The organism is Streptomyces adelaidensis (assembly GCF_016598475.1).
Classification (GTDB): Bacteria; Actinomycetota; Actinomycetes; order Streptomycetales; family Streptomycetaceae; genus Streptomyces; species Streptomyces adelaidensis.
The window spans coordinates 158794-177964 of the sequence record NZ_JAEMUX010000007.1 but is presented as its reverse complement, the minus strand read 5'-3'; the positions used below and the strand labels follow the sequence as shown (position 1 = coordinate 177964).

Sequence of the window (19171 nt, the reverse complement as noted above, 5' to 3'; positions counted from 1 at the left end):
GCAGAGAGGCACCGCCAATGGGTCGGCCGACAACCTCAACTCCCCTGCCGTGGAACACGAAGGTACTGACCATCGGGCTGCACCCGAGCGCTCTCGACTACAGCCGGATGCCCGACGGTGTCGATGAGACGGTGCTCACCGCCCGGATCGAAGCCGGCCACGCGGCGCTGCGCCAGGCGGGGTTCGATGCGGTCCCGTGTCTGATCGGCACCTCTGCGGACCGCGCCGAGACCACCGTCCGACAGCATCTCCAGGACCACGCGTTCGGCTTGGCGATGATCGGCGGTGGCATACGTATGCTGCCGGAGAACACCCTGCTGTTCGAGCGGTTGGTCAACGTGCTCACCGAGGCGGCACCCGGCATCCGGCTGTGCTTCAGCACGGCGCCGGACCAGACGGTCGAGGCACTGGAGCGGTGGATCCGGGCGTGAGCGAGGCTGAGGACTGCCGGTGATCCCCGCCGCACGGCGGGGAATACAGACCCGGGCCGGCCAGGAACAAGTCCGGTCTGGGGCAGATGACGTAATTGCTGAAGCCGGCGTTGCGGTTCTTCAGTACGGCGAGGGCCGTGTTGATGTCGTTCAGCTTGAAGACCTCGTGCTCGAACACGGACAGGTCGACCGTGCCGCTCTCGGCGAGGTCGGCCATCTCCTGTCCTTCTGCCGTGGTGAACCAGGCGGAGCTGAGCCGCATGTCGTTGTCCATGACCTTGTGGAGGTGGACGGGGACGTCTCCGGCCACGGCGCCGATGTTGACGTGGTGTCCACCGCGCGCCAGCGCGTCGACGGCGGCGAGCATGGTCTCGTGCGGTGCTCCGGGGCCGAGCGCGTCGATCACCAGGTCCGCGCCGGCGCCGCCGGTCAGTGATCTCGTCCACTCCCCCACCGATACCTCGTCGTCCAGGCCGTGCACCTCGATCCGCCCGGGGGCGATGGCCCGGACCCTGGCCAGGAGATCGCGGTCACGGCCGGTACCGAGCACCTTGCGCGCTCCCAGGGCGAGGGCGAAGAGGGCGACGCCCAGGCCCAGGGTGCCGCTGATGCCGTTGATCAGCACCGTGCCGCTCGGGCCCGATACCGCCGCGTCGCAGAGCCGCTCGAGCAGCTGCCGTACGGCCACGCGGCCGTGGTCGACGGCGGAGGGCGCGCCCAGGGCGGTGACGCCGGCTTCCTCGGGGAGTCCCGCCTCCGTCGGCGCGGCGCGGAAGCCGCGCAGTCGTTCGGCGCCCGTGGGCAGCTCTCGCGGGCCGCCGACATAGCCGATCCTCGTGTGTCCCAGCCCGACGAGGTGGGCGGTGGCCTCGTGCAGCGCCCGGAAGTCGTCGATGCCGAACCACTGGGTGCCGAGGGAGGGGTGTCTGCGCAGCAGCTGGATGTGCGGCAGCGTCTTCAGCAGCTTCGCGGAGTCGGGGTGCGGGCGGGCGCTCGGGACGATGATGACTCCGGCGACGCGGCCGGCCGACAGCTCCTTCAACTGGCGCAGCTCGCGCGAGCGGTCGTCACCGGTCTCGGAGAGCATCAGCTGGTGGCCCCGGCTCTCCATGTTCCGGGAGAGTTCGTGGGCGACGGTCGAGTAGAAGCTGTTGAGGATGTCCGGGATCACCAGACCTACGACGCTGCTGGAGGCGCCGCGCGTCATCCGGGCCGCGCGGTTGCCGACGTAACCCATCTCCGCCGCCGTCCGGCGGACCCGGAAGGCTACCGACTGTGCTGACGAGGCAATGTGGAGGCGGGGTCAAAGGAGATCTCATCGCGGCTCCTGCCTCCTTCCGTTCCTGCCTCCTTCCGTCCGGGCCGGGGAAGCAGCGGTCACACGGTCACCCTCGTCCCGTGCGGTCGGCACCGCCGTCGAACCACTGGATTTCTGAGGAACCACCTCAGGAAAAACGCGATTCCGCCCGCTTACCAGGGCTCTGCGCGTCGGCCACAGTCGGCAGCGTGACAAATGCGGTGCGGAGCATCGCGGCGAAGGCAGTTCAGAAAGGACACCGTCAATGGCGACGACCGTCGGTCCCCCTGCCGAGCACATCGGTCTGAGCCGGCTGCGGCACGATCCCTATCCCGCGTACCGGTATCTGCGTGAGCACGACCCGGTGGCCTGGGTGCCGGAAGCGGGCCGTCACCTGGTCACCCGGCACGCGGACATCATGCGGGTCGAGCGGAGTCCCGAGATCTTCCTGTCGTCGGAAGACCCTTCTTCGGAGAGCCCCTCCCTGATGACGAGGTCGATCGGCGAGGCCCTGCTGCGTCAGGACGGTGACGCCCACCGGCGGCTGCGCCGCGCCGCCGAGCCGCCGCTGCGGCCCAGGGTGGTGAAGGAGCACTGGCTGCCGGTGTTCCGGCGCAACACCCGCGACCTCCTCTCCGGGCTCGCCGCGCGCGGTTCGGGCGACCTCTTCGCCGATTTCGCCGGACCGCTCGCGGCCCGTAACCTCGCCGCCCTGCTGGGCCTGCGCGGGGTCGGCGACGACGACATGCTGCGCTGGTCGCAGGCGATCATCGACGCCGGCGGGAACTACGGGGAGGACCCGGAGATCTGGGCGCGCTGTGCCCGCGCGGTGGCCGAGCTGGACGCGGCGATGGACGAGATCCTGCCCGCCCTGCGCCGTGATCCCGACCCGTCGGTCGTCTCCGCCATGCTGCACGCCGACGACCCGCTGACCGAGGGCGAGATCCGGACCAACGTCAGGGTCTTCCTCGGCGGCGGCCTCAAACGAACCCCGCGATTCCATCGCCACCGCCGCCTACGCCCTGCTCACCCACGACGACCAGCGGCACGACGCCGAGGCGGAACCCGCCCTGTGGAAGCGGGTGTTCGAGGAGGCCGTCCGCTGGGTCTCCCCCATCGGCATGTATCCGCGCCGGGTGGCCGCCCGCATTGAACTCGCCGGACGCGTCCTGGAGCCCGGCGACAAGCTGGGCATCGTCATCGCCTCCGGCAACCACGACGAGCGCGTCTTCGACCACCCCGAGCACTTCGACATCCATCGCGCCGAGACCGGCCACATCGCGTTCGGCGGCGGCCCGCACTTCGGCCTCGGCACCTGGGTCTCGCGCGCCGCCGTCGCACAGATCGCGCTGCCGGGCCTGTTCGGCGCCCTGCCCGGTCTGCGCCTCGCCGAGGACCACGTCCCCTTCGAGGGCTGGGTCTTCCGGGGACCCCTCCGGCTCGCCGCCGTCTGGAACACCTGACCGCCACGCACAAGGAGCAGCCCGAGCATGCCGAAAGTCACCTACGCCCAGCCCGACGGCACCGAGACCGCCCTGGACCTCACGCCCGGCACCACTGTCATGCGCGGCGCCGTCGCCGCCGGGATACGGGGCATCGTCGCCGAGTGCGGCGGCAACCTGATGTGCGCCACCTGCCACGTCTACGTCGACGTCGACGGCGGCCTCGGCGAGGACGCCCAGGACGCCCCGAACGCCCCGGACGTCTTCCCGCCCGTCAGCGACGAGGAGGACGAACTCCTCGACTGCACGGCCGCCCCCCGCGAGCCCAACAGCAGGCTCAGCTGCCAACTTCCGCTGACCGACGGGGCCGCCGACATCGTCGTACGGATACCGGAATCCCAGGCATGAACGGCCACGGCCACGGTCACCGCTCGACGACCGCCGCCCCGGTCGTGGTGATCGGAGCCGGACTCGCGGCCGTACAGCTGGCGGACTCCCTCCGGGAGGCGGGGTACGACGGTCCCGTCACCCTGATCGGTGAGATGCCGGGGCTGCCCGGGCAACGGCCGCCGCTGTCCAAGGAGTTCCTGACCGGGGACCTGAGCCGGCAGGGCGTGACCCTGCGCGCGGAGGGGTTCTACGCGGATCGGGACATCCGCCTGCCGGCCGGACACCGCGCCGTACGGATCGACCGCGCCCGGCGCACGGTGGCGCTCCAGGACGGCTCCACCGTCGGCTACGGCCATCTGGTACTCGCCACGGGCACCCGTCCGCGTCCGCTGCCGCTCCCCGGCGCGGACCTCGACGGCGTACTGCCCCTGCGTACGGTCGAGGACGCCGAGCGGCTCCGGACCCGGCTGCGCGCGGCCCGGGACGTGGTGATCGTCGGGGCCGGGTTCATCGGTCTCGAAGTGGCGGCGGCCTGCCGGGCCCTCGGGCGGCGAGCCGTCGTCTTCGACATCGCAGGACAGGCGATGGGACGGGCGGTGTCCACGCCCACCCGGACTTCTTCGCCGAGCGGCACCGCGCGTGGGGCACTCCCATGGTCCTGGGCGGCGGCATCTCCGAGATCGTCGGCCGCGACGGCCGGGTGACCGCCGTACGCACGGCGGCGGGGACCACCGTGCCGGCGGACCTGGTGGTGTACGGCGTGGGCGTCCTGCCCAACACCGAACTCGCGGCGACGGCCGGCCTGGACATCGGCACCGGCACCGGCGTCACCGTCGACGCCCACCTGTCGACCGCCGACCCCTCGGTCTCCGCGATCGGCGACTGCGCCGCGTTCCCCGATGCCCGCACCGGGCGGCGGATCCGGTTGGAGTCGGTGCAGAACGCGGCCGACCAGGCCCGCTGCCTCGCCGCCCGGCTGACCGGCACGCCCCGCCCGTACACGGCACTGCCCTGGTTCTGGAGCCACCAAGGCCCGCTGAAACCGCAGATCGCCGGGCTGTCCGCCGGGTACGACCTGGCCGGCCGTACTCCGGGGAGCGGTCCCGGACGGGCGGTCCTCCGTGTTCTGCTATCGCGGGCGGGACCTGATCGCGGTCGAGTCGGTCAACCGCGCCTCGGACCACATGACGGCCCGCAGACTCCTCGCACTCGGCCGCTCCCCCGCACCGGAGGAGGCCGCCGACCCCGCGTTCGACCTCAAGTCCTTCGCGGCCGCGCCCGCGTCCACCGTCCATTGACCTACGCCCTCAAGGAGACCGCCATGCGCAGAGTCGTCACCGGCCACGACGCCCAGGGAAGATCGGTCGTCGTCAGCGACGGCCCCGTACCGCGCGCTCATGCGTTCACCACGCTCCCGGGCTTCGCCTCCGCTCTCCCCTGGGCCACGGAACCGGGCGAGCCCGCCCCGCGTGCCGGGGACGATCCGACCGCCGAGGTGACCGGCTTCGTCCCTGCCCCCGGCGGTACCCGCTTCCTCGTCCTGACCCTGCCACCGGACGCCACGATGGCCGACCCGTCCTTCGACCCGGTCGTCTTCGGCCGGGAGCAGCTCGCCGAATCCCCCGGTATCGCCGAGTCCATGGAGATCGAGAACCCCGGGATGCACGCGACGCCCACGGTCGACTACGGCATCGTCCTCGCCGGCGAGGTCACCCTCGAACTCGACGACGGTGCGCTGACCAAGCTGTCAACCGGCGACATCGTCGTCCAGAACGGCACCCGCCACGGCTGGCGCAACCACAGCGACGGACCGGTCACACTGGCCTTCGTGCTCATCGGGGTCCCGGCCGCGAACTGACCGGTCATGGCTGCCGCACGTCCATACTTCCGCACGTCCATACTTCCGCACGTCCATACTTCCGCACGTCCATACTTCCGCACGGGATTCGCCCTCTCAGCTCCGGCGCTTCAAGTACGAGATCTGATGGACCTTCGGCTGGGAGTACGACCTGTCGGCTTCATGACCCGCGTCGTCTTCTCCGGCCGCGGGGCCCCGGCTTCTCGGGCGGCGGCTCGCCGGCTGACGGGGGCGTGATCCGAGTTCGGTCCGTCGGTTCTCGGTCGTCGGAATAGATCACCAGCGTTGTCCGGCCCACAGCGCAGAACTGACCCCCGCTCAAGTAGGCGAGCAGGTCAGGGCGGACGATCGAGGTGAGGTTGCGGTTGCGGCTGCGGCTGCAGCCATGCAGGAGATGCTCCAGCCGACATTTTCCCCTGGCCGGCACTGCCGTGGTACGGGCTGAGCTGCGTGATCTTCTGCCGATGGCCAGGCAGATGGCCATTCCGCCGATGACGGTCGCCGCCAGGGCGGTCTTCTTGGCGACGGAGACCGCCTTCTTCGCTTCCTCCACCCTGCCCCTCCCTCACTCTCGTCCTCACTCCGGCGGGGAGGGCCTCCACGCGCACGTCTCAGTCGAATTCCTCGACATACTCCTCCGGCGGCCCCAGCTCGGGCCGATCGCGCAACTCCAGTGCCCCGCCGAGCCGTACCAGTTCGAGGACTGTGACGGTGTTCTCGCCGGGGCGCAGGAGCGGTGCGGGGCAGTAGAGGGTGAGTTGGGGGCCGATCTCCCAATGGCGGCCCAGCAGAAAGCCGTTGACCCAGACGAGGCCGCGGCTCGAACCCGGCAGTGCGAGGAAGGTGTCCGCGGGCGTGTCGACGTGGAAACTCGCGACGGCGAACCCGGTACGGGTCGTCGTGGGACCGGCGGCGACCGCGGTGGCCAGTTCCGTGGTGGACCAGTCCTGGAGGGCGAGCGGGGTGCTCGACCAGCCCTGCACCATGCGGCGGTCGATGAGGACAGGACCGAGAAGACCCTTGTGCCGGCCGATGCCGGGGCCGTAGTTCACCCGGCCGAGGCTCTCCACCAGGATCTCCAGGCGTACGAGGGCGCCGGTGCCGTCCAGCGGGAGTTCCGGGGAGTCGGGATCGGCGATGCCGAGCAGGGTGCCGTCGGCGAAGACGAGTGCGCGGTCGCGTACGTCCGTGAGGACGAGTCGGTGGTCGCCGGGCGGGACGCGTGGGTGGGCGGCGTGCAGGACCATGCCCGCGTCGAGCCCGAGTTGTTCGAATGAGGCGGGGCGTGGAGCGGTCGTGGTCCTGGCCGCCGGTACGGCGCGGAGGCCGGCGAGCAGGTCGGCTCGGTGGACGAGGGGAAAGTGGGCCGGCGGGAGGGTCGGCAGCCGTGCGGTCGAGCGGAGGGGGCCCGGTGCGCCGAGGGCCTCGCGCATGGCGAAGAACTTGGCGGTGAGTCTGCCGTCCTCGGCGATGGGTGCGTCGGAGTCGTAGCTGGTCACGACGGGTTGCAGGCGGCCCTCGTGGTCGTTGGCGCCCGACCAGAGGCCGAAGTTGGTGCCGCCGTGTGCCATGTAGATGCTCACGCTGCCGCCGTCGGCGACGATGTCGCGGAGGGTACGGACCGCGCTGTCCACCTCGCGCACGTGGTGCCGTTTGCCCCAGTGGTCGAACCAGCCGTTCCAGAACTCGGCGACCAGGAACGGTTCGTCCGGGCGCCGGGCCGCGAGGAGCCCACGGGCGGCGTCCGGCTTGGAGCCCAGGGTGACGGCGGTGAGGGTGCCGGGCAGAGTGCCTGCGTCCAGCATGAGTGCGGTGGGGCCGTCAGCGGTGAAGAGCAGTTCCCGGATGCCCCGGCCGGCCAGCGCACGGCGGTTCCAGCGGAGGTAGGCGTGGTCGTCGCCGTAGCTGCCGAACTCGTTCTCCACCTGCACCGCGACGATCGGCCCGCCCTCGGACGTCTGGAGCGCGGCGAGGCGCGGGACCAGGTCGTCGAACCAGTGGCCGACGGCGGAGGTGAACGCCGGGTCGGAGCTGCGGACGGCGAGGTCGCGGCCGGTGAGCCAGCTCGGCAGACCGCCGTTGGACCACTCCGCGCAGATGTACGGGCCGGGCCGGACGATGACATCGAGGCCCTCCTCCCCCGCCGTGCGGACGAAACGCTCGACATCCCGCCAGCCGTCGAAGCGTGGCGGCTCGTCCGCGCGGGGCTGGTGGAAATTCCAGGGCACATAGGTGTCGACGGTGTTGAGCCCGAGGTCGGCCAGCCGGCGGATCCGGTCCCGCCAGAGGTCCGGGTGGACTCGGAAGTAGTGCAACGCGCCCGACAGGATGCGGTGGTGGGCGCCGTGCCGGTACAGGCGGCCTCCGCCCCAGGTGAGCGCGCTGGTGGCGGGGGTGACCGCCGCGTCGGTTGTGGTGTGGGCCGGAGAGATGTGTGTCGTGGACGGCTCAGTCACGACCCGAGCCTATGTTATCGGTGCCATACGTAACAAGACCGATAGAATCCGGTGACGACGTGGACGGCATGAACGGCGTAGGCGGCATGGACCACATGAACGCCGTGGACCACATGAACGCCGTGGACGACATCGCGGGTCGGCCGCGGGAGGGGAACACCATGACCGAGGACACCGCGCGGCTCAGGCAGCCGAGCATGGCCGATGTGGCCCGGACCGCCGGGGTGTCGGCGCAGACCGTGTCGCGTGCGCTGCGCGGCTCACCGAACGTCAACCCCGAGACCAGGCGGCGCGTGCTCGCCGCGGTGGAACAGCTCGGCTACCGCTTCAACAGCGCCGCGCGGGCCCTGTCCTCGGGACGCAGCCACACCATCGGGCTCGTGCTGCTGGCGTCCGGCGGGTACTACTCGCGCTCGGCGGTGACCGCTGGTGTCGAGGCGGCCGCCGGTGCGGCGGGGTACGCGGTGAGCATCGCGACCATCGCCGCGCTCGACACCGGCCTGATGGAGCAGTCCCTGTCCAAGCTCGCCGACCAGGGCGTCGACGGCTTCGTCATCGCCGTACCGCTCATCTCCGTGACCCGGAAGATGGAGGACATCACCCGCGACATCCCCACGGTCACCCTCGACGGCTCGCGGACGGCGGGCGCGCGGGTGCTCGGCATAGACCAGCGGGAGGCGGGCCGGGTCGCCACCCAGCACCTGCTCGACCTGGGACATCGTCAGGTCTGGCACATCTCGGGGCCGGACGAGTGGATCGAGGCACGCCGGCGGCGGCAGGGCTGGCAGGAGTGCCTGAGCTCGGCCGGGATCGAGGCGCCGCCCCTCCTGGAGGGCGACTGGTCGCCCGACTCGGGCTACCGGCAGGGGCAGATCATCGCGATGATCCCGGAGGTGACGGCGGTCTTCGTGGCCAGCGACGAGATGGCCTTCGGCGTGATCCGCGCCCTGCACGAGCGCGGCCGGTCGGTGCCCGACGACGTGTCCATCGTGAGCGTCGACGACATCGCACTCGCCGCCTACTCCGCTCCCCCGCTGACGACCGTACGACAGGACTTCTACCACTACGGCGCGGCCGCCGTCGCCTTGCTCCTGGGCGAGGACGCGGACACCGAAGGCGCCGCAGGTACCCAGGGCGACTCCGTCGCCGCGTCGCTGACCGTCCGCGCCTCCACCGCACCGCCGCGCACGCACTGACACCCGGCGCCACCCCACGTCCCCTCAGGGACGTCAGGGCCGACGCTCGTTCAATTGCGTCCCGTGGGCCCCTTGCGCCGTCATGTTATCGATGCCACCGTAACAACACCGGATCGCCATGTGATCCAGATCTCGGGCGCGGTGGCGCGGCGTCCCGGCGGCGTGGCCTCGGACAGGGCCGGCCCCGGACCTGCTCCGCCGCTCGCAGTCAGGTGGGCAACCGTCCACGGGAAGGACACCGTATGAGGAGATCGCTCGTCCTCACGGGCACCGCGGTCACCGTGCTCGGACTGCTCGCCGGCTGCTCGGCCGGCGGGAGCGGCTCGGACTCCGGCAGGACGACCCTCAAGGTCGCCGCCCTCGAAGGCGGCTACGGCCGGGACATGTACACACAGGTCATCAAGGCGTACGAGGCCTCGCACCCCGACATCGATGTCCAGCTGCAGATCTCGAAGAGCATCGAGGACGAGATCACCCCGAACATGAAGGCCGGGCGCTACCCGGACGTCGTGGTGCTCGGCCAGGGCCGCAAGGCCGCCCTCACCGAGACCCTCGTCAAGGACAAGGCCCTGGAGGACCTCACCCCGGTCCTCAAGGAGAGGATTCCCGGCGAGGACACGACCGTCGGGGACAAGCTCACCGAGGGCATCGTCGGCAACCTCAACACCAACCCGTACGGCACGGACCAGACGTATCTGATGCCGATGTACTACGCGCCGACGGGGCTCTTCTACAACAAGGGCCTGTTCGAGGAGAAGGGCTGGAAGGTCCCGGGTACCTGGGACGAGATGTTCGCGCTCGGCGACACGGCGAAGAAGCAGGGCATACCGCTGTTCACCTACCCGACCGCCGGGTACCTCGACTCGTACTTCTTCGCGCTCCTCGCCGATGTCGGCGGGGAGCGGTTCTACACCGACGTGATGACGTACAAGAAGGATGTCTGGAAGACGGCGAACGCCCGGAAGGCGCTCGACATCACGACCGAGCTGCTGGGCCACGCCGCGCCGGCCACCGTCGGATACGCCAACGAGCAGGACTTCACCAAGAACCAGCAGCTGGTCCTCGACGACAAGGCGCTGTTCATGCCGAACGGCACCTGGATCGTCGGCGAGATGGCTGAGGCGCCGCGCGCGGACGGTTTCCAGTGGGGTCTGACGCCGCTGCCTGCCGTCACCACGGGCGGGAAGCGGTACATCACGACGTCGGTCGAGTCGGTCTGGGTGCCCACCGCGGCGCAGAACAAGGACGCGGCGAAGGAGTTCATCGCCTATCTGTACTCCGACGAGGCGGCGAAGATCTTCGCAAAGTCGAACGCGATCCAGCCGGTCGAGGGCATCGCGGGCAGTCTGTCCGCCGAGAACGTCGAGTTCTACAAGGTGTACGAGGACCCGTCGGTCGCCGCGCTGGTGGGCGGGTTCGCGAGCACCGCGCCCGTCGAGGGCGTCGACATCAAGGCCACACTCTTCGACACCGCCAACAGCATCATCAGCGGCGACACCACCGAGGACAGGTGGCGGGCCGCGCTGAACGAGGCCAGCGAGAAGCTGCGGCAGGCGGGCGGCTGACCCGGCCTGCGATCCGTCTCCCGATCCCGAAGGACCCGTCTTTCGGTCCCCAGGACCGCTTCGTACGACCCAAGGACAGGCACGGTGACGACCCTCTCCACCCCACCCCCCGGTTCGACGAACCGCACCTCCGCCTCCTCCGATGCCTCCGATGTCTTCGAGGCCTCCAAACAGGCGCCGTCCGCCGCGAGTTCGCGACGCGGCGTCGCGCGGGTCCCGGTGCGCCGACGCGGCGACACCCGCTTCGTGCTCGCCTGTCTGCTGCCCGCGCTGGTGCTCTTCGCGGTGTTCATGGCCGTTCCGACCGTGAACGTGTTCCGGATGTCGCTGTACACGTGGAGCGGGTTCTCCCCGGACATGCGGTTCGTGGGGCTCGACAACTTCCGCCGTCTTTTCGACGACGACCAGTTCGTGCGCGCCTTCCAGAACACGGTCGCGCTGCTGGTCGTGGTGACCGTCGTGACGATGGGCATGGGCCTGTTCCTCGCCGCGATCATGACGCGGCAGCGGCTGCGCGGGCGGAACCTGTACCGGTTCGTCCTCTACATACCGAACGTGCTCTCGGTGGTCGTGATCGCGGCGACCTTCTCCGCCGTGTACGACCAGGAGAACGGTCTGCTCAACGGCGCGCTCCGGCTGCTGTCGCTGGACGGCCTGCAACAGGTCTGGCTCGGTAACCAGAAGGTCGTGCTGTACTCCGTCGCGATCGCGATGCTCTGGCAGTCCCTCGGCTACTACATGGTCCTCTACATGGCGAGCATGTCGAGCGTCCCGGAGGAGCTGTACGAGGCGAGCGCGCTCGACGGCGCCTCCGCCGCCCGGCAGTTCTTCGCCATCACGCTGCCGCTCATCTGGCAGAGCCTGAGCACCACGCTGACGTTCTTCATCATGAGCGCCGTCAATCTCAGCTTCGTCCTCGTCCGCGCGATGACGGGCGGCGGGCCCGACGGCTCCTCCGAGGTCCTGCTGAGCTATATGTACAAGCAGGCGTACACGAATTCGTCGTACGGCTACGGCATGGCCATCGGTGTCGTCATCTTCGCGTTCTCGTTCCTGGTGTCGCTCCTGGTGAGCCGGGCGACACGGCGCGAGCCTCTCCAGTTCTGAGGACGGACACCATGACCACGCCTCCCGTCTCCCGGCTCCGCGCGGCCCGGCTGCTCACCCACACCCTCGTCGCGGCCCTCGCCCTCGTCATCGCCGTGCCGGTCGCCTGGGTGCTGTTCGCCTCGGTCAAGCGGAAGAGCGAGTTCTTCGGCAGCCCGTGGACGCTGCCGGAGGGCCCGCACCTCCAGAACTACCTCGACGCGTTCGTCACCGCCCGCATGGGTCAGTACTTCCTGACGTCCGCGTTCGTCACGGTCCTCGGCCTGGTGTTCGTCCTCGCGGTCTCCGTGCCGGCGGCGTACGTCATCGCCCGGTACGAGTTCCGGGGCCGCCGCGCCGTGGAACTCGCGCTCCTGGCCGGTCTCTTCGTCAACGTCAACTACATCGTCGTACCGATCTTCCTCATGCTCGTCGACTGGGACCGCTCACTCATCGACGTCTTCCCCGGCGGCTTCTTCATCGACAATCCGGCGGTCCTGTCGCTCGTCTACGCGGCGACGTCGATCCCGTTCACCATCTATCTGCTCACCGCGTACTTCCGGTCGATCCCGGTCGAGTACGAGGAGGCCGCCGCCCTCGACGGCGCGTCCCGCTTCCGGATCATGACGAGGATCATGCTTCCGATGGCGCGCCCGGCGGTGACCACCGTCATCCTCTTCAACTTCCTCGCCTACTGGAACGACTTCATCATCTCGCTCACCCTGCTCCCGGGCGACAACAAGACGTTGCAGGTCGGCCTGCTCAATCTGTTCACCGCGCAGAAGGCCGCGGCGGACTACGGGCGCCTCTACGCCGGCATGGTCATCGTCATCGTGCCCGTCCTCATCCTCTACGCGATCGTCCAGCGCCGGCTCATCGAGGGCATCGCCTCCGGCGGAGTGAAGGGCTGACCTCGGAAGGAACACCGACATGAAGGAATCGACGCGTACGGCGGTGCTGGCCGCCGCACGTACGCTCGTCGCGGCGGCCTGCGTCGCGCTCGTCGTCACGGCCCGCACGACGGTCGGGTGGGGTCACCTCCTGGTGATGCTCGCCGGGCTGGCCGGCCTGCTGGCCCTGCTCGCCGCCTACAACCGGCGGTTCCGGTGACCGCGCCCGCCGCCCTCGGCCGGGATCTGGCCACCGTCCGGCCGAGCGAGCGCCAACTCGCCTGGCAGGGAATGGAGTTCTACGGCTTCCTCCACTTCGGCATGAACACGATGACGGACCGGGAGTGGGGCGAGGGGCACGACGACCCCGCGCTCTTCGACCCGACCGGGCTCGACGCCGACCAGTGGGTCGCGACGCTCAAGAGCGCCGGGATGACGGGCGTGATCCTCACCTGCAAGCACCACGACGGCTTCTGCCTCTGGCCGAGCGATGTCACGGACCACTCGGTCGCCTCGTCTCCGTGGCGGGGCGGCCGGGGCGACGTGGTCGCGGAGGTCGCCGACGCGGCCCGCCGGAACGGCCTGCGGTTCGGGATCTACCTCTCCCCATGGGACCGCACCGAGGCGTCGTACGGCTCCGGGACCGCGTACGACGACTTCTACGTCGCCCAGCTCACCGAACTGCTCACCCGGTACGGGCCGGTGTTCTCCGTCTGGCTGGACGGCGCGAACGGCGAGGGTCCGAACGGCAGGCGCCAGGTCTACGACTGGGAGCGGTACTACGCGGCCGTACGGGAGTCGCAGCCGGGGGCGGTCATCAGTGTGTGCGGGCCCGATGTCCGCTGGTGCGGCAACGAGGCCGGGGAGACCCGGCCCGACGAGTGGAGCGTGGTGCCTCGGGCGCTGCTGGACGCGGAGCGGACCGCGGACCGTTCGCAGCGGGCCGACGACGGCGCCTTCGCCCGGCTGGTGCGCAGCGACGACCGTGACCTCGGCAGCCGCGCCGCGCTGGCCGGCCATGAGGCCGACCCGGTCTGGTATCCGGCCGAGGTCAACACCTCGATCCGTCCCGGCTGGTTCCATCACCCGGCGGAGGACACCTCGGTCCGCTCCGTGGACGAGCTGTTCGCCGTCTACCTTCGCTCGGTCGGCGGCAACTCCTGCTTCCTGCTCAATGTCCCGCCGGCCAGGGACGGGCGTCTGCACGAGGCCGACGTGGCGGTCCTCGAGGGGCTCGGGCGGCGCGTCGAGGACTTCCGGGCGCGGCGGATCGAGGCGACGGTGGCGGTCTCGTCCGGTGTGCCGGGCGACGTCGCGACCGCCTGGCCCGGCGGCGTCCGCACCCCGTGGCGGCCGGACGACACGGACCCGCTGCCCGCCGTCACGCTCACGTTGGCGCGGGCCCGCCCGGTCGAGGCGGTCGTCCTGGGTGAGGACATCACGCGGGGGCAGCGCATCGAGCACGTCGTCGTCCGGGGCCACCGGGACGGCCGGTGGACGACGCTCGCCGAGGCGAACTCGGTGGGATACCAGCGCATCCTGACGTTTCCGCCGACCCGGATCGACGCCGTACGGGTCGAGGTGAACGGAGCCCGGGACACACCTGTCGTGGCCTGGGTGGCCGCGATCGGGGCGAGTGGGGCCAACAGGACCAGTGGGGTCAGTGGGGCGATCGAAGTGGCTGAGGTGGTCTCGTGAAAGGCACCGCGTCCCGGCCGAGTGGCTCCCGCAAGCCGGGCAGCGCCCGCGCGGCGAGCACCTCGCGCGGGCCGGGAGCTTCCCATCGGCCGAGTACGTCCGTCGCGCCGGGCACGAGCCCGCCCCGCAGGCCCTCGCGCCGGGCCCTCGTCCTGATCGCCGGCGCGTGCGTGGCCCTCATCGCACTGGTCGTCACCACGGCGATGACGCTCGGCAGTCACGGCACCGACGAGAACGCCGTCGCCTCCCTAGACGGCCACCCGGTGACCCGTGACGAACTGCTCTTCCACATGCGACGGCTCGCGCCGACCGTGCGGAACGAGCTGCGCAACAAGTACGACCTGCGGGGCACGATCGACTGGAACGCGAAGGCCGGCGACAAGACGGCGCTCCAGCGGCTGGAAACCCGTGCGCTCGACGAGATCCGGCGGGACAAGAGCACGCTCGTCCTCGCGAAGGAGCAGGGCCTCGTCGGCTCCGTGGACCACGCGGACTTCCTCGCCGAGCTGGCCGACGAGAACGAGTCCCGTGCCGAGGCCGTCGCCGCGGGCCGGACGGTCTACGGCGTCACCGAGTTCTCCCCCGACGAGTACTACACCCACCGGCTCACCGAGCTCACCACGAGCCTGAAGAAGAGGCTCGGCGCGGACTCCGGCGGCCCTCTCCGGGTCACCGACGCCGACGTCCGGCGGGCGTTCGACGCCGACCGGGACGCCTGGAGCGCCAACGCGACCACGTACAGGTACGCGAAGCTCGTCGTGCCCGTGCCCTCCGGCGCGTCCGCCGACTACGCCGCCGGCCTGCGACGGCGGGTGGCCGCGGCCGAGCGCCTCGCGGACGTCACCGCCGGGGAACCCGGTGCCGAGCTGACGAGGGGCACGTACGACGGCGGTGGCGGCACCGGGTTGAACGCCCATGACCAGGACCTCATGGCGGTGCTCGGCAAGCTCGGACCGGGCGGGATCTCCGCCCCTGTCACGGGCACCGGCCAGATCACCTACTACGAGCTCGACGGCAAGAGCGTCGACGAGGACAAGGCGTTCGCCACGTACTCCCAGCGGATCCGGCAGTCGCTCGTCGAGGAGAAGTTCGACCAGTACCTCCAGCGCCGGGTCGACGACAGCGACATCGATGTCGACGCCGCGGCGGTGGACGCCATCAACGCGAAGGACATCCAGCGATGAGACCTGTCGACACCGGACCACCCCTCATACGGACGCTGTACGCGGGCTTCGTCGCCCTGCTCGCCGCGCTGCTCGTCGGAGCGCTCGTGCCCGCCGCCCACGCCACCACCGCCCCGCACCACGCGCCGGCCCACCCCACCACCAAGATCAAGCCCTCCTGGCCGGGCAACGCGCCGAACACGACCGGCGGCAAGGACTACTTCGTCGACGCGACGCTCGGTCGCGACAGCGCGGCCGGGACTTCGGCGGCGACCGCGTGGCGCAGCCTGGCCAAGGTGAGCGCGACGACGTTCGCGCCGGGCGACCGCGTCCTGCTCAAGGCGGGCGAGCAGTGGCAGGACGAGCAGCTGTGGCCGAAGGGGTCGGGCAGCGCGGGCCGGCCGATCACCATTTCGGCGTACGGCGATTCGGGTGCGGGCCGGCCGTACATCGCGACGAACGGCGAGGTGCCCAGCCCGTTCAAGGCGGACGGTTCGAAGAATCCCGCGACCGTCGGCCTGACCGGTGCCATCGTGCTGCGCAACCAGCAGTACTGGGACATCAACAATGTCGAACTGTCCAATGACAACGATTTCGCGACCGACATCACCACGGGGTCGTACGTCCGCGACGGCATCATGGTCTCGATCAACGCCGACCTCCTGAAGGACGGCGCGGACAGCATCATGGACCACTTCCGTATCTCTGATGTGTTCGTTCACGATCTCGACGGCCCGAGCAGCTGGCAGCGAATCCACTACGGGGCTGTCGATTTCCAGGTGTTCGGCAGCCGCAGCTACAAGGACTACGGCACGGGCGGCTATTACTTCAAGGACGTCCGGATCGAGAACAACACCTTCGAGAACGTCGAACTGCACGCCGTCCAGTTCGCGTTCAACTGGTTCGCGGCCGACGGTGCGGACGCCGGCCAGTACGACGAGAGCGGCAAGTGGCACGAGGGCTGGGAACAGCTGTGGGTGCGCACCCGCGACCTGTACAGCCGTGACGTGTACATCGGTCACAACTACGCCGAGAGCATCGGCCAGGGCGCGATCCAGCTCGCCGACACCAAGAACATGAAGGTCGAGTACAACGAGGTCAACGGGTATCTGAAGCGCTATGACGCGGTGTCCTGCGCCCTGTACCTGTGGGCCGGCGCCGATTCGGTCATGCAGTCAACGAGGTGTACGGCGGTCCGGACAACGAGTACGACGGCACCCCCTGGGACCTCGAATACACGAACTTCGACGTCACCTACCAGTTCAACTACTCGCACGACAACGCGGCGGGCTGGATGGCCTATATGGGCAACAGTTCCAACTCCATCGCCCGCTACAACCTGAGCGTCAACGACAACGGCGTACTCGTGAAAAACATGCTGTCGACGAACTACTCTCCGACGTATTTCACGAACAACACCTTCGTCTACGACGGCGCGGATCTCGACTACGTCCACGACGAGACGTTCCTGAGTCGCGTCTACTTCCTCAACAACATCTTCTACAACACCTCGAAGACAACTGCGACGCCGTGGTACCGCCGCACCGGCGCCCTGCGGCAGGCCGTGTTCGCCAACAACGACTACTACGAGGCCGGTGGCACCCACTCCGACCAGGAACCGGCCGACCCGGACGGGCCGCGGGCCGATCCACGATTTGTCGGCGACCCGGCGGAGTACGTCACCGGGGTGGGCGTGAACCGGATCCGGGAGGCCGCGGCGCACTTCGCGCTCCGCGACGACTCACCGCTCATCGACGCCGGCCGGTACAACCCGCGTCTGGGCACCGAGGACTTCCTCGGCACGCACCTCTACTACGGCGAAGCACCGGACATCGGTATGGCCGAGCGGCGGATCGGCCCGAAGGTCCCCGACCCGGTCGACGACGATCCCATCGAGGAGGAGGTGGACAACCGGGTCGACCTCGCCCTCGGCAAACCGGTCACCGCCAGTTCGACCCACTCAGGGGCCAACGGCACCCTCGGCGCCGAGAAGCTGACCGACGGCGACCTCACGAGCCGCTGGGCCGCCGCCGACGAGGCGGCCTACCCCATCACCCTCGACATCGGCCTCGGCGCGGACACCACCTTCGACGAGGTCTATCTGGACGAGTACACCGACTCGGGCACCAACCCGCGGGTGCGGTCCTTCGAACTCCAGCGGTGGGACGCCGGAACCAGCCGCTGGGTGACCTTCGCGAGCCGTGACACCGGCATCGGCCACGACCTCACCGTCACCGGCTTCGGCGACGTCACCACCGCCCGGCTACGCGTCTCCCTCACCGGGCAGATCGCGACGGAGCAGTACACGCCGACACTGACCGAGATCTCGGTCTACGACAGCGCCGGCTAGGGGCGGCCGACAGCGGGCGACAGCCACCGGTGGGTGGACGCGCCACAGCGTCCACCCGCCGAGTGCTGCTCAAGTCCTGTCAGGCACCCAGGCCGAGATAGGCCACCTCAGGGGGGAGCGCGGGCAGCTCGGGGAGTGCGGGCGGCGCCTCGCCGTGGCCTGTGTGCGTGGGCGGGACGGCACGCAGCGCGTTGATGCCGTCGGCGGCCCACCACGCGTCCGTCGGGGGCAGCGACAGGGTCATGCGCCGACCGTCGGCGAGAGTGGTCTCCAGCTTGTCCGGGTCGTTCATCTCCATGGCAACTCACTTCCGTCGCACACCATGTCGAGCCTCAACAGGAAGGACGCCGACGCGGGCCAGGAAGTTCCAGGTGGTGCGGCAACGCGTATGTCGTATCCCTCGATCCGTACGCTCCACGCCCCCGGAAATGTGAACTGACGTACGGAGCAAGGGTGTCGGGACGTAAGTTGTGACCGGAAATCCTTGCTTCGGCTGAAAGACGGACGGTACACATGACCGACCAAGCGACCACGCCGGGACCGGCGTCGCACCAGAAGATCGACACGTCGGTGCCGCACTCGGCCCGTATCTGGAACTACTGGCTGGGCGGGAAGGACAACTACCCCGTCGACGAGCAGGCCGGCGACGCGTACACCGCCGTGTTTCCCGGGATCGTGACCATCGCCCGCAGCAGCCGCGCGTTTCTGCGCCGCAACATCACGTATCTGGTCTCCGAGGCGGGCATACGTCAGTTCCTGGACGTCGGCACGGGCCTGCCGACCGCCGAGAACACCCACCAGGTCGCCCAGCGGATCGCCCCCGAGACCCGGATCGTGTACGTCGACAACGACCCGATGGTGCTGGCGCACGCCCGCGCCCTGCTCTACTCCACACCGGAGGGCGCGACGGCGTACGTCGACTCCAATGTGCTGGACCCGGACCGCATCCTCACGGCCGCCGCCGAGACGCTGGACCTCGGCCGGCCCACGGCTCTCATCCTCAGCAACATCCTGGGACACGTCGCCGACCACGACCGGGCGCGGTCCATCGTCACCAGCCTGCTGGGCGCGCTGCCGTCCGGCAGTTATCTCTCCGTCAACGACGGCTCACGAGGGATCGACCCGGTCTTCGAGCAGGCCCAGGACGCGTACAACGAGAGCGGCGCGGTGCCGTACAACCTGCGCACCGTCGACGAGATCACCGCGTACTTCGACGGCCTGGAACTGCTGGACCCCGGCGTCGTCCCGGTCCCCTTCTGGCGCCCGGACCCCGCCGACCCGACGCCGGAGGTCATCGGTGAACACGGGGGCCTCGCGCGCAAGCCGTGACGTGAGGCGATATGCCGTGA

General features: G+C 69.8%; 19 protein-coding genes. 16 read left to right on the top strand and 3 right to left on the bottom strand.

Features of this window, described 5'->3' with window-relative positions; all coding sequences use genetic code 11:
• Positions 1 to 17 precede the first annotated feature (17 nt).
• Positions 18 to 431, top strand: a complete 414-nt coding sequence (locus tag I8N67_RS06275; RefSeq protein ID WP_200301572.1) for a hypothetical protein — start codon at positions 18 to 20, stop codon at positions 429 to 431.
• Here I8N67_RS06275 and I8N67_RS06270 read toward each other — a convergent pair.
• Positions 376 to 1668, bottom strand: coding sequence for a zinc-binding dehydrogenase (locus I8N67_RS06270; RefSeq protein ID WP_200301571.1), 1293 nt, complete (start codon positions 1666 to 1668; stop codon positions 376 to 378). The genes I8N67_RS06275 and I8N67_RS06270 overlap by 56 nt on opposite strands.
• A 325-nt stretch (positions 1669 to 1993) precedes the next feature.
• Here I8N67_RS06270 and I8N67_RS06265 point away from each other — a divergent pair, with 325 nt between their 5' ends.
• From I8N67_RS06265 to I8N67_RS44885, 5 genes are read left to right on the top strand one after another with little or no spacing between them, the layout of a single operon-like run.
• Entirely contained in the window at positions 1994 to 2881 is an 888-nt protein-coding gene (locus I8N67_RS06265) for a cytochrome P450 family protein (RefSeq protein ID WP_200301570.1), read from the top strand.
• Complete coding sequence (locus I8N67_RS06260) at positions 2850 to 3191, top strand: cytochrome P450 (RefSeq protein ID WP_234045171.1); 342 nt, start codon at positions 2850 to 2852, stop codon at positions 3189 to 3191. Before I8N67_RS06265 ends, I8N67_RS06260 begins: the two co-directional genes overlap by 32 nt.
• Positions 3192 to 3218: 27 nt before the next feature.
• On the top strand, positions 3219 to 3578 hold the full coding sequence (locus tag I8N67_RS06255) for a 2Fe-2S iron-sulfur cluster-binding protein (RefSeq protein ID WP_200301568.1): 360 nt from the start codon (positions 3219 to 3221) through the stop codon (positions 3576 to 3578).
• Positions 3575 to 4264, top strand: a complete 690-nt coding sequence (locus I8N67_RS06250) for an NAD(P)/FAD-dependent oxidoreductase (RefSeq protein WP_200301567.1) — start codon at positions 3575 to 3577, stop codon at positions 4262 to 4264. Before I8N67_RS06255 ends, I8N67_RS06250 begins: the two co-directional genes overlap by 4 nt.
• Entirely contained in the window at positions 4213 to 5418 is a 1206-nt protein-coding gene (locus I8N67_RS44885; protein WP_200301566.1) for a cupin domain-containing protein, read from the top strand. Before I8N67_RS06250 ends, I8N67_RS44885 begins: the two co-directional genes overlap by 52 nt.
• A gap of 611 nt (positions 5419 to 6029) precedes the next feature.
• Here the strand turns inward: I8N67_RS44885 and I8N67_RS06240 are convergent.
• Positions 6030 to 7874 (bottom strand): glycoside hydrolase family 35 protein, encoded by a 1845-nt coding sequence (locus I8N67_RS06240; protein ID WP_200301565.1) that lies wholly within the window; start codon positions 7872 to 7874, stop codon positions 6030 to 6032.
• Positions 7875 to 8035: 161 nt separating this feature from the next.
• Here I8N67_RS06240 and I8N67_RS06235 point away from each other — a divergent pair, with 161 nt between their 5' ends.
• The 9 genes from I8N67_RS06235 to I8N67_RS44135 all read left to right on the top strand — a co-directional run bounded on the left by I8N67_RS06235 (position 8036) and on the right by I8N67_RS44135 (position 17822).
• On the top strand, positions 8036 to 9070 hold the full coding sequence (locus I8N67_RS06235; RefSeq protein WP_200301588.1) for a LacI family DNA-binding transcriptional regulator: 1035 nt from the start codon (positions 8036 to 8038) through the stop codon (positions 9068 to 9070).
• Positions 9071 to 9312: 242 nt separating this feature from the next.
• The gene (locus tag I8N67_RS06230; protein ID WP_200301564.1) at positions 9313 to 10635 is read left to right on the top strand and encodes a carbohydrate ABC transporter substrate-binding protein; all 1323 of its coding nucleotides are present in this window, start codon (positions 9313 to 9315) and stop codon (positions 10633 to 10635) included.
• An 84-nt stretch (positions 10636 to 10719) separates the two neighbouring features.
• Entirely contained in the window at positions 10720 to 11742 is a 1023-nt protein-coding gene (locus tag I8N67_RS06225; protein ID WP_200301563.1) for a carbohydrate ABC transporter permease, read from the top strand.
• An 11-nt stretch (positions 11743 to 11753) separates the two neighbouring features.
• Positions 11754 to 12632, top strand: a complete 879-nt coding sequence (locus tag I8N67_RS06220) for a carbohydrate ABC transporter permease (protein ID WP_200301562.1) — start codon at positions 11754 to 11756, stop codon at positions 12630 to 12632.
• 19 nt (positions 12633 to 12651) lie between these two features.
• On the top strand, positions 12652 to 12831 hold the full coding sequence (locus tag I8N67_RS06215; RefSeq protein ID WP_200301561.1) for a DUF6903 family protein: 180 nt from the start codon (positions 12652 to 12654) through the stop codon (positions 12829 to 12831).
• Positions 12828 to 14309: an alpha-L-fucosidase gene (locus I8N67_RS06210; protein WP_200301560.1), complete on the top strand. Its 1482-nt coding sequence runs from the start codon at positions 12828 to 12830 to the stop codon at positions 14307 to 14309. Before I8N67_RS06215 ends, I8N67_RS06210 begins: the two co-directional genes overlap by 4 nt.
• Positions 14306 to 15493: a hypothetical protein gene (locus I8N67_RS06205; protein ID WP_200301559.1), complete on the top strand. Its 1188-nt coding sequence runs from the start codon at positions 14306 to 14308 to the stop codon at positions 15491 to 15493. The genes I8N67_RS06210 and I8N67_RS06205 overlap by 4 nt, the downstream gene beginning before the upstream one ends.
• Positions 15490 to 16815: a hypothetical protein gene (locus I8N67_RS42330; protein ID WP_234045169.1), complete on the top strand. Its 1326-nt coding sequence runs from the start codon at positions 15490 to 15492 to the stop codon at positions 16813 to 16815. The genes I8N67_RS06205 and I8N67_RS42330 overlap by 4 nt, the downstream gene beginning before the upstream one ends.
• Complete coding sequence (locus tag I8N67_RS44135) at positions 16767 to 17822, top strand: discoidin domain-containing protein (RefSeq protein ID WP_307835164.1); 1056 nt, start codon at positions 16767 to 16769, stop codon at positions 17820 to 17822. Before I8N67_RS42330 ends, I8N67_RS44135 begins: the two co-directional genes overlap by 49 nt.
• Before the next feature lie 79 nt (positions 17823 to 17901).
• Here I8N67_RS44135 and I8N67_RS06195 read toward each other — a convergent pair whose 3' ends face one another.
• Positions 17902 to 18120 carry a hypothetical protein gene (locus tag I8N67_RS06195; RefSeq protein WP_200301557.1) on the bottom strand — a complete coding sequence of 73 codons (219 nt, stop codon included), beginning with the start codon at positions 18118 to 18120 and terminating at the stop codon, positions 17902 to 17904.
• Positions 18121 to 18335: 215 nt separating this feature from the next.
• On the opposite strand from I8N67_RS06195, the gene I8N67_RS06190 reads away from it, so the two are divergent.
• Positions 18336 to 19151 (top strand): SAM-dependent methyltransferase, encoded by an 816-nt coding sequence (locus I8N67_RS06190; protein WP_200301556.1) that lies wholly within the window; start codon positions 18336 to 18338, stop codon positions 19149 to 19151.
• Positions 19152 to 19171 lie beyond the last annotated feature (20 nt).